10 protein-coding genes, 1 tRNA gene and 1 rRNA gene are annotated in these 11,026 nt (G+C 40.2%); 5 read left to right on the forward strand and 7 right to left on the reverse strand.

Going from position 1 to position 11,026, the window contains the following annotated elements; translation table 11 throughout:
• Nucleotides 1–61 precede the first annotated feature (61 nt).
• The 3 genes from CWB76_RS14955 to nudE form a co-directional block, all read right to left on the reverse strand.
• Nucleotides 62–138, reverse strand: a tRNA-Met gene (locus CWB76_RS14955).
• Between the two features lie 141 nt (nt 139–279).
• Nucleotides 280–1,077 carry a 3'(2'),5'-bisphosphate nucleotidase CysQ gene (cysQ, locus tag CWB76_RS14960; protein WP_008108277.1) on the reverse strand — a complete coding sequence of 266 codons (798 nt, stop codon included), beginning with the start codon at nt 1,075–1,077 and terminating at the stop codon, nt 280–282.
• A complete protein-coding gene (gene nudE / locus CWB76_RS14965; protein ID WP_008108276.1) occupies nt 1,070–1,642 on the reverse strand; it encodes an ADP compounds hydrolase NudE in 573 nt (190 codons plus the stop codon). The genes cysQ and nudE overlap by 8 nt, the downstream gene beginning before the upstream one ends.
• A gap of 264 nt (nt 1,643–1,906) precedes the next feature.
• Here nudE and yrfG point away from each other — a divergent pair, with 264 nt between their 5' ends.
• On the forward strand, nt 1,907–2,554 hold the full coding sequence (yrfG, locus tag CWB76_RS14970; RefSeq protein ID WP_138608723.1) for a GMP/IMP nucleotidase: 648 nt from the start codon (nt 1,907–1,909) through the stop codon (nt 2,552–2,554).
• Here yrfG and CWB76_RS14975 read toward each other — a convergent pair whose 3' ends face one another.
• The 3 genes from CWB76_RS14975 to CWB76_RS14985 form a co-directional block, all read right to left on the reverse strand.
• Nucleotides 2,555–3,178: a dUTP diphosphatase gene (locus tag CWB76_RS14975; protein ID WP_138608725.1), complete on the reverse strand. Its 624-nt coding sequence runs from the start codon at nt 3,176–3,178 to the stop codon at nt 2,555–2,557.
• A gap of 52 nt (nt 3,179–3,230) precedes the next feature.
• The gene (locus tag CWB76_RS14980) at nt 3,231–3,599 is read right to left on the reverse strand and encodes a YacL family protein (protein ID WP_008108271.1); all 369 of its coding nucleotides are present in this window, start codon (nt 3,597–3,599) and stop codon (nt 3,231–3,233) included.
• 311 nt (nt 3,600–3,910) lie between these two features.
• Nucleotides 3,911–4,135 carry a hypothetical protein gene (locus tag CWB76_RS14985; RefSeq protein WP_054202800.1) on the reverse strand — a complete coding sequence of 75 codons (225 nt, stop codon included), beginning with the start codon at nt 4,133–4,135 and terminating at the stop codon, nt 3,911–3,913.
• Nucleotides 4,136–4,450: 315 nt separating this feature from the next.
• Between CWB76_RS14985 and uvrD the strand changes: the two genes are divergently transcribed.
• The 4 genes from uvrD to CWB76_RS15005 are packed head-to-tail and all read left to right on the forward strand — an operon-like array spanning nt 4,451 to nt 10,691.
• The gene (uvrD, locus tag CWB76_RS14990; protein WP_138608727.1) at nt 4,451–6,616 is read left to right on the forward strand and encodes a DNA helicase II; all 2,166 of its coding nucleotides are present in this window, start codon (nt 4,451–4,453) and stop codon (nt 6,614–6,616) included.
• Nucleotides 6,594–8,684 carry a tRNA(Met) cytidine acetyltransferase TmcA domain-containing protein gene (locus CWB76_RS14995; protein WP_138608729.1) on the forward strand — a complete coding sequence of 697 codons (2,091 nt, stop codon included), beginning with the start codon at nt 6,594–6,596 and terminating at the stop codon, nt 8,682–8,684. The genes uvrD and CWB76_RS14995 overlap by 23 nt, the downstream gene beginning before the upstream one ends.
• Nucleotides 8,653–9,777, forward strand: coding sequence for an ABC transporter substrate-binding protein (locus tag CWB76_RS15000; RefSeq protein ID WP_138608731.1), 1,125 nt, complete (start codon nt 8,653–8,655; stop codon nt 9,775–9,777). Before CWB76_RS14995 ends, CWB76_RS15000 begins: the two co-directional genes overlap by 32 nt.
• Nucleotides 9,778–9,833: 56 nt before the next feature.
• Nucleotides 9,834–10,691, forward strand: coding sequence for a CheW domain-containing protein (locus CWB76_RS15005; RefSeq protein ID WP_138608733.1), 858 nt, complete (start codon nt 9,834–9,836; stop codon nt 10,689–10,691).
• 246 nt (nt 10,692–10,937) lie between these two features.
• Here CWB76_RS15005 and rrf read toward each other — a convergent pair.
• A 5S ribosomal RNA gene (gene rrf / locus CWB76_RS20590) occupies nt 10,938–11,026 on the reverse strand; the annotation flags it as partial.

Here is an 11,026-nt window from a genome sequence, read left to right on the forward strand (position 1 = left end):
GAGGGTCGTTGGATCCGTCCAGGACGCGGTGCCGAGCTGATGCATTTTACATGGATATAATTGGTTGCGGGAGCCGGATTTGAACCGACGACCTTCGGGTTATGAGCCCGACGAGCTACCAGGCTGCTCCATCCCGCGCCTGTAATTTCTTAGTAACAGTATTGTGTTATTCACAAGCCTGTTTCGAAGAGAGCGCTATAATATAGGAATAAACCTATAATGCAAGGTTTTACTAATTAAAAGCGTTTAAGTGAACAAAAACCCATCAAACAGTGGTATTTACAGTAATCGTTGATGTGGATTTATCATTTTTTGCCACTCCCAGTCGGGATGACCCATAACAATAAAGTCAGGATTTTCTGTGCTTTCTCTTTGGTTATACGTTAAAGGATTAAATTCAGCGTCGGTAATACAGCCGCCCGCTTCTTCAACAATAACTTGCGATGCACCCGTATCCCACTCACCTGTAGGACCTATTCTTAAAAAACAATCTGCTTTACCCTCGGCAACAATACACGCCTTAAGTGAACACGAACCTAAAGCCACCGTTGCAAATTGCGCATTTAGATACTGGCTAACTGCTTCTATTTTTTGCCGGCGGCTTACAGCCAAAGTTAAACTCTCGGGCGGTGCAACAAATATTTGTTTATCGTGCTCACCTTCACGCTTAAATGCCCCATTTTTAGCCGTTGCATAATAGGTCACGCCCTTTGCTGGCCAATGAATAACCCCCAACACTGGGTGGTTATTTTCTATCAATGCAATATTAACGGCAAAGTCACCACTTTCGAGTATAAATTCACCGGTGCCATCCATTGGGTCAAGCAACCAATAACGTTGCCAGTGCTGTCTATCTTGCAACGCTGGAATGGGGGTTTCTTCTGACATAATAGGAATGTCGGGAGCAAGCGCATTTAAACCTGCCACGAGCACATCATTTGCAGCTAAATCTGCTTTTGTTACTGGCGTATTATCTGATTTTTCTTGCTGACCAATATCGTCTTTTTTATACAAAGACATAATGGCATCCCCTGCACTTTGCGCAAGCTCAATACATGGCTCTAGAAGTTTATTCATTAATGTCTCCTGAGGCTAAATACTTATCTAATAATAGCAGAGCCGCAACACTACGTGCTTCAGTAAAGTCAGGTTGTTCTAATAACGACTGCCACTGTGAAAGTGGCCATTTCACAACCACTAAGGGCTCAGGCTCATCGCCTAGTAAGGTTTCAGGATATAAATTTTTAGCAAACAAAATATGCATGGTTGCGTTAAAATAGCTCGGTGCCATAGTGACCGTTTTAAGCGGTTTAAAGTATTCAGCGCCAAAGCCAATTTCTTCTTTGAGCTCTCTGTTTGCAGCCTGTTCAGGCGTTTCACCTGGGTCAATGAGCCCTTTGGGAAACCCTAACTGATAGTCATTGGTGCCTGCACAATACTCACGAACCAGTAATAACTCATTTTCAGTGGTCATAGGTACAATCATAACGGCTCCACGACCACCACCGCGAATTCGCTCATACTGACGCTCTTCGTTATTTGAAAACTTAAGCTCTAAAGACTCCACAGTAAATAAGCGACTTTTAGCGACAACATTATTACTGAGAATTTGTGGTGGTGTTGGGTGCTTTTTCTGTGTCATGGGCATCAATTTGCTATCATTGCAGTTATACTAATCATATACCCAAATGAGTATAAGATGCGAGTTTCAGTTTGAATTAAAAGCAATTTAATTGAGCAAATAATTCTCGGGTTTAGCTAAGGTTAATTCTTTATTTTAGGCTACGAATACGCTCTTAATATAATATTGTCGGATTTATACCTTAATAACTCAATTTACAAAGTTCATTAATCTACTTCATCGCAACTTATTCATTTCAAAAAGTAGTTTTCACAAGGATACATCATGCTCAACTGGTCAAAAATCGATACTGTATTACTCGACATGGATGGAACTTTACTTGATTTACATTACGACACTGACTTTTGGCTCAATGTTGTACCCCAACAACACGCTCTGGCTCAAAATATCAGTTTTGAGGAAGCCCGCGTAGATATCTTAAAACGCTATCAGGCTGTGAGTGGCAAAATTCAGTGGTACTGCTCTGACTATTGGGAGGCACAGCTAAACTTACCTATTCTCGAACTAAAGCGCCAGTCTGCCCACTTAATCAAAATTCGTGAAGACGTTCCGCATTTTTTAACTGAACTTAGACGAGCAGGTAAAGAGCTCATTTTGCTGACTAATGCCCATCCTGAATGCGTCATGCTTAAATTTGAACATACCGCTATTGATAACTATTTAGACGGGGTGGTATCGACTCATGAATATGGAGTAAGTAAAGAGCAACAAAGCTTGTGGCATAAAGTGCAAGGGGACTTAGGGTTTGATAAACGCCGCACTTTATTTGTAGATGACAGTTTACCGGTATTAAATGCCGCACGAAAATACGGCATTGAGCATTTACTTGCGGTTGCTAACCCTAATAGTCAGCAACCACATAACGATATAAGCGATTACTTAAGCGTAACCGACTACCGCGCTATTATATAATTAGCTTTTTGGGTAACGCGCTACTAAGCCTTGATATACCTGTTTTGCAAAATCTGCATGTTCAGTATCAAGGCTTTTAACTACTTCTACTAAGTGTTCGTTATCTTCTTGACCATGCCATACTTTAATGTAGCTGCCATCTTTGTAGCCATGATCTTGGCGGAAAAAGTTAAGCGTATTTTTACCTACATAACCACGGTATAAATCATCAATATCCATGCCCATTTGTGCCATACAACCGGCAAATGCTGATGCATTAAACGCTTTATTGGCAACAGCACTGGCTGCTAATAATTCAAGTGTTTGTTTAAAGTCATCACCTTGTTGTGGTGCACTCATTTCGGCTTGTAGTTTTGTTGCTATTTGCTCGTAGCTAGTCTCACCGTCAATACGCAACGATAAGCCAAAGTGAAAAATATCAACCAGCTCTAAAATCACCTGTTCAGTATCTGGTGTTTGTTTTTTCCACCATTTCCAACCGTAATGGTCTAACATTTCTGCACATTCAACCCAAATAGCTCGGTACCATTCAAAGCCTTGGCTAAACCATTGCTCATGTACTTTAGTATTCATGGCATTTTGCATTTCTAGCATAACAACTAGCTTGTTTAAATTCGCAGACATATTGGTTCCACTGTTGGATTTATAATTAGGGTAATAATACAGATAATATAACTTAACGACCAGCCGAAAACTCATGCCATGAGTTGATCAGGTCAACAAAGTCTTCAAAACCACAACCGCTGCTTAAATCATTCTCTTCAAGCATTAATTCGTCATCTTGGTAGGCTAATATATCTTCGTTATCTTGATGCAGCGCATGCGCTTCAAATAACGCTTCATCTTTAGAAAGGATCAGGTCAATTTCTTGACCTTTAAGTGTTAACGGTTCAAAGCTTGAACTCACCGAGCTAATAAGCGCCAGCACCATAGCCACTTTGTCTTTGCCTATTTCTTCATTTAACCAACGGCCTATAATCGCATGCTCGCTGCTTATTTTAATTCTTAACCCACTAATAGGGTCGCGAATAAATTGGTATTCCATAACTTTATTCCAGTACTGCTAATTACAATAGATTATAACCTAGTCAGTTATGAATAACGCAAGCCAGATACAAAAATAGCGCCGCAAGGCGCTACTTAACCTGAACTCTGGTTAAGAGATTTACTAACATATTGAATAAAATGATATTTATGTTTATTTTCTCTAGCCAGAGATTTTCACTGAAAACAAGGCGAAATTACGCGTCAATAGCTAGTCTATTGCAAGTAAATTCAACGCAGTTAGCGCTCAAAATAGCTGCTAGAGATAGATTTATTATCCAGAGTTCAGGTTATTTAGTATCATCAATATAGCTAACCGCCTGAGCGATAGCGGGCAGCATCAATAATTGCCCATAAATGGAATACGGCCCCAACAATAGCTGGAACAACTAAGAACCATAACGCGTAACCGCCAAAAACCAAAATGGCAAACACCAGCGCCGATAAAATACGACCCTGCACCAACTGCCCTAAACCCGGGAAAAAAATATTACATAGAGCGGCTATTACATTTCCGCCAGAACCTTGTTGAGACATACTAACCTCTGTAGTTTAATTAATTTTGTATTTGTACTTATTGTTTATACTTACACACTTTATGCCAATTTATTAAGGCTTACAAATCATACAGTTAAATTATTACGAATTTATCGCTTTAGTATTTTTTGCCAAAAATAAGTCAAATTAGCAATTTTAAATAGCTATTTTAGTTACTTGCTCAGTTTATACTGTTCACTATTCAACAACTTAAATACCTATTTTATAAATAGCTGTTTATAAAAACAGTATTTTATTTAGCCTAACAAAAACACCTGTTATACTGCTCTCATTATTGATTAAAAAGGCGTAACGATGGACGTTTCAGAATTACTCGATGGCTTAAATGATAAACAACGCGATGCCGTTGCAGCGCCATTACAAAACATGCTGGTATTAGCAGGAGCAGGTTCAGGTAAAACTCGAGTATTGGTTCATCGTATTGCCTGGTTAATGCAAGTAGAGCAAGCCTCTGCCTACAGTATTTTTGCGGTAACCTTTACCAATAAAGCCGCTAAAGAGATGCGCTCAAGAGTTGAAGAAACTCTAAAAGCCCCTGTTGGTGGCATGTGGATTGGTACTTTCCATGGTTTATCGCACCGAATTTTACGGGCGCATCACCGTGAAGCAAATTTACCTGAAGCCTTTCAAATTTTAGACTCAGACGATCAGCTTCGCATGATCAAGCGCTTGTTAAAATCGATGAATATTGATGATAAAAAATGGCCAGCCAAACAGTTTGGTTGGTACATAAGCGCTAAAAAAGACGAAGCTCTGCGCCCTAAAGATATTCAGGCATACGATATTAACGAGCAAATGATGCTGCGCGTTTACGCAGCCTATCAAGAAGCTTGTGATAGAGCGGGCCTAGTTGATTTTGCTGAAATATTACTACGTAGTTATGAGGTTCTTAAAAACAACCCAACCCTGCTTCGTCATTATCAGCAGCGCTTCGCACACATGCTAGTAGACGAGTTTCAAGATACCAATACTATTCAATATGCATGGCTAAAATTACTTGCGGGCGACACTAGTAGTATTATGATTGTAGGTGATGATGACCAAAGTATTTACGGTTGGCGTGGCGCTAAAATTGAAAATATCAAACGCTTTTTAACAGACTTTGATGCAGAGACGATTCGCCTTGAGCAAAACTATCGCTCGACTGCCACTATTCTTAAAGCGTCTAATGCGCTTATACAAAATAACTCCGAGCGTATGGGTAAAAGCTTGTGGACTGACGGTAACGACGGCGAACCAATTTCTATTTATGCTGCCTTTAACGAGCTAGATGAAGCGCGCTTTGTGAGTAGCAAATTACGCAGCTGGCTAAATGCCGGAAATGCGCTACAGGATGCGGCTATTTTGTATCGTAGTAATGCGCAATCGCGGGTACTTGAAGAAGCGATGCTACAAGAAGGTTTAAAATACCGAATTTATGGTGGTATGCGATTCTTCGAACGTCAAGAAATTAAAGATGCCCTCTCATACTTACGCTTAGTGGGTAACCGCCAAGATGATGCCGCATTTGAGCGTGTAATTAATACCCCAGCCCGAGGCATTGGTGACAAAACATTAAGCCATATTCGTGACTGCGCTCGCGCTGAATCTTTGCCGCTTTGGTATGCTGCTAAAGCCATTGTAGAACAACAGCATTTATCGGGTCGAGCATCAGGAGCAGTTGCCAAGTTTGTCGAACTTATTGAGCATATTGAAGATAAAATTAGTGACTTAACGTTGCATGAGCAAGCTAAATACGCGATTCAAACCTCAGGGTTAATGGCTATGTATCAGGCTGAAAAAGGCGAAAAAGGCCGCGCTCGAGTAGAAAACTTAGAAGAATTAATTAGTGCCTGCGATCAGTATGAACTCCCTGAAGAGGAAGAGTTTAGCTCGCCACTACAAGGCTTTTTAGCTTACACCTCACTTGAGTCTGGCGAAGGCCAAGCCGATGAGCATGAAGACGCCGTACAAATGATGACGCTTCACTCAGCTAAAGGTTTGGAGTTTCCTTTAGTGTTTATGGTCGGTGTTGAAGAAGGTATGTTTCCATCTCAGCAAAGTAATGAAGAAACCGGCCGTTTAGAAGAAGAGCGCCGCCTTTGTTACGTGGGTATGACCCGCGCTATGGATAAGCTCTATATAAGCCATGCCGAAAGCCGCCGTTTATATGGCCAAGAGAAATATCACAGCCCATCGCGCTTTTTACGTGAAATACCTGAGGACTGCGTAGAAGAAATTCGCATAAAAACGCAAGTATCTCGTCCGCCTGCAGCCGGTCGCTTTAGCGCATCGGTTAGCCATGCTGCATTTGAAGAAAGCGGATTTAACTTAGGTCAACGCGTGCTGCATGCAAAGTTTGGCATTGGCACCGTACTCAACTACGAAGGCAGTGGCGCACAATCTCGCGTACAAGTTAACTTTGACAACTTAGGCAGTAAGTGGTTAGTAACAGCTTATGCAAGATTACAAGCCGTTTAACCACGTTGTAGAGCGTTTACAGCAACAACTTGCGTATGCGAAACATCGCCAGTTACTGCTGCTTACAGGCGATAAAAATTGGTGTTATGAGCAATGTACTCAGCTGCTTGCTCATTTGCAGCACCCTTCTTTTGTACTGTCAAAAAGCACTCATTTAATTAATGCACATTGGCCAGAGCATACCCACCAAATTTTAGGGCAAGAGTACGCCCATGCTGTTTATGACGGCTACAGTGGACTGGTGCCAGATAAACTAGCTGCGCTTAGTGGCGTTGTGCAAGCAGGTGGTTTTTTAATTATATTGCTACCCGAACTTAAAGAACTTGAACACTGGTGTGATGACGCCCTTCCCTTATTTCAATCTTTTGGGCAAATGCACCCTTACAGCTTTTTTAACCAACGCTTAGCTCACTTACTAAGCAAAACTACTTTACTGCATTTTAGCCAGCAAAATGGTTGGCAGTGTATTACCGATACGAATCTATCAACTGGTGAAATTGACTTTACCGAGCAACAACAGTGTATTGAATTAATAATAAAAACAGCAAACGGACGAGCAAATCGACCATTATTAATAAATGCAGATCGGGGAAGAGGAAAATCAGCCGCATTAGGTATTGCAGCAAGTAAACTCAGCGATAAAAACATACTTATTTGCTCTATGCAATTTCGTGCTTTGCACAGTAGTTTTAAGCACTTAGCGAGTGAGCTTGATATAGATTATCGAGCTGGCGATAAACACATTGCAAACATGCACTATGTGGCGCCTGATCAACTACTGAACGAACAACCGCAGTGCGATTTGCTATTAATTGATGAAGCAGCAGCAATCCCTGTTCCAATTCTCATAAAAATTCTTCACCTTTATCCTCGCGTGGTCTTTTCAAGCACTATGATTGGCTATGAAGGTAATGGTCGCGGTTATATTTTAAAGTTTACTCGTTACCTCAAAACGCATTTTAAAAACATGCGTAGCATCAGTCTTGAGCAGCCAATCCGTTTTGCAAAGCACGATCCTTTAGAGCTGCACCTTCGTACACTCTTAGCTTTGGATGCAGAACATCACAGCGCTAGTTTGAATACTGCTCCCCTACAATTTAAGCATCTGCAAGCAAATCAACTTACTAACGACGAACCACTGCTTCATCAAGTTGTTGGCTTACTAACACTGGCACATTATCAAACCAGTGTGAATGACTTACGTCACTTACTAGATGCCGCTGGGCAACGCCTATTTGTTTGTCAACAAGGTGATAATATTCTTGGTGTGTGTTTAGTAGCGATAGAAGGTGGCTTTACTACATCGTTGAGTAATGAAGTAGTGCAAGGTAAGCGCCGTCCTCAAGGGCACTTAATGGCGCAAAGCCTTGCACAATTAAGCTTTAACCCTGAGGTATTAAAACAATACTGCGCTCGCGTGGTGCGAATTGCCATTGACCCAGGGCAGCACAATAAGCACCTTGGAACACAATTACTTCATTACTGTGAACAGCAATTACAGAAAGAGTGTGATTGGTTTGGTGCTAGCTTTGGTGCTAATGCGCAATTACTTAGTTTTTGGCAAAATAATGACTTTAATTTGGTAAAGCTGGGTTTTCAAAAAGATAAGGCAACGGGTGAACATAGCGCATTAGTTATTAAGAGCTTAACTAAAAATGACCAACTACTAGAACAATTAACAGCCCAGTTCGAAGCTGATTTTCCTTTGCAATTGCTCAGCCATTTTAGTCAGCTAGATTATAAACTGGTAGCAAAAATTGTTTCACGCTTTAATACCCATACCATCAGCATAGCCGATCAATCAAGATTAAAGTCTATGTTAACAAGTGACTATCAGCTCTTTAATATTAAACCTTTACTATGGAGGAGTTTTTGGGCATCTCCTCTTAGCTTGCCAAATGATGAGGATAATTTCCAATCTGTTTTTATTAGGCTAGTATTACAAAATTGGACACCTAAAAATATCCAAACTGAGCTAGGTTTGAATGGCACCAAGTCATTTAATATATTATTAAAAAAGGCTGTAGATAACTGGTATGAGCGCACTTCGCATAATAATACACCTTAGCATTGCCTCTGTCGCATTAGCCTTAGGGCAGCCTATAGCCTATGCAGAGCAAGATAATAGCAAAGTTATTAAACTTGGCATGTCTACAGCGCTTAGCGGACCGGCTCAAAATATTGGCCTACAGTTGCATAAAGGCAGTAGCATTTACTTTAACAAGGTTAATAATGCTGGTGGTATAAACGGTGCTCAGATACAACTTCTAGTTGCTGACGATAACTACGAACCAAAGCAAACCGTTAATAATACCCGTACTTTTATTTATACCGACAAAGTCGATGCACTGTTTGGTGCTATGGGCACCCCAACTAGCCACGCTATTATACCTTTACTAGAGCAGTCACAAACCCCGTTCATAATGCCTTTTAGCGGGGCGAGCTTCCTACATGATAAATCACGCGCTAACATATTTAATCTAAGAGCCAGCTATAATGACGAAGCCGCAGAGCAAATTAAATACTTAGTAGAGGAGCGTAAACATACAAAGATAGGGCTATTTATTCAAGCAGATGAGTTTGGCTTGTACGTCGAATCAGGGCTAAGAAAAGAGCTAGCAAAATATCAACTTTCGCCTATAAAAGTCGCGCGTTACCAACGTAATAGTCATGATGTAGCATCAGCGCTTAATGCATTACAAGCCAGCGGGGTGACAGCTATCTGTTTAGTTGGTACCTATGCGCCACTTGGTGAGTTTATAAATAGTGCATATGCGAAGAACTTTACCCCAGACTATACTAGTGTCTCTTTTGTACCTAGCTTTGACTTATTTGATGAAGTAACTTCTCCCTCTCATATTATGGTTACTGAAATTGTTCCCAATCCACTCACTTGTAGCGATGATTTTTGCAATGAGTTTTTAGCTGATATGCAAGCAAGCAAGATTACAAAACCCAATCGTCTTCATTTTGAAGGTTATATTAATGCCATGGCATTTAGCAAGGCAGCGGCAAGCTGCAAATTACCACTTAAACACTCGTGCCTAATGAATGAGCTTAATTCACTGTTAATAAATGATAAAATAATCAAAAAGTTTTTTATTGATACAAAAAATAAAAATAAGCGTAATGTATATCGCTCTTATTATGTGAATAAATAAGTACCTTCCAAATATTGTTCTATCCTTAATATACAAACTAAGTATGTGAGGAAACTATGGACTTAATTAACTTTAAAGTGGGTTATAAAACCATTTCACTTAAGATTCTTGATATCTTATTAACGGAACAATTTAATAATAACCTCACGGTGTTACCTAACGACAATAAAAGCTTTTTGGGCGTTAAAGATTATATGGGGATCCCAACCCCTGTATTTGATCTTGGAATCATTTTAAATGGAGTTTCTACTGAGCGCAGTAATTTAGATGCTTTAAAGCAACTTAAATCTTGGCAAAAACAACTAATTGCTTGGTTTAATAAATTAGAGCAAGAACTACTCGTTTCGCAAAGCTCGTTAAAAACAAATCAGTATGAGCTTACTGATTTTGAACAGTTTTATACAGAGTTTAAAACTGATAACGATGAATTAAAAAATACTATGTCACGCTTTGATGACCCGTTTAAATCGCTCCTAAACAAATTGACCAGTGCGATAGATGCATATAAACAAGGCAACAATAAACAAGTCGGTACTCAACTTGAGATTATAAGAAGGCATGAACTTATTCACCTAGAGCGTTTATTTGACTCGGCAATAGAGCAAATCACTTTAGATTATAAACCTATTATTGTTTTTACTACTAAAGATGGGTTGAACCCTCATATAGGCCTGTTAGTTGATAAAGTGGAAGATAATATTGAATATAAACAAGAAGATATTAAACCACTAGATAAGCTTACCGAAGTTGGTTTTGATATTGACCCCCAAACAAGAAGCATGATGTATGGACTGATCAAACTCGCTGATAAACATAGTGTACTTATTGATCCTAGCGCAATATTTAAGCCCAAAGAGCTTGAACCATCTAGCAGCGCTCAAGAGCAAGAAACTGAAGCCTATGGACTGTTTTAAGAATGCTTCCTTTACACCCGTAAAAGCCCGACTCTTTTGAGTCGGGCTTTCTACAATTTGAAGCATGGTAATGTCGTAGTGTCCACAGCGATGGAAAGCCACATAACAAATGGGATACTCTCTATGCGTCGGGAGTCGCTTCGCTCGCCCAACCTACGCGATAGTGCTGGGTGAGTGTGTGCTTTTTACTTTTCTGCAGACGTAAAAAAGCCCGACTCTTTCGAATCGGGCTTTCTCTTATTTGGAGCCTGGTAATGACCTACTTTCACATAACAAATGCTACACTATCATCGGCGCTGTTTCGTTTCACTACTGAGTTCGGCATGGGGTCAGGG

It is taken from the genome of Pseudoalteromonas sp. S1609, from assembly GCF_005887255.1.
Classification (GTDB): domain Bacteria; phylum Pseudomonadota; class Gammaproteobacteria; order Enterobacterales; family Alteromonadaceae; genus Pseudoalteromonas.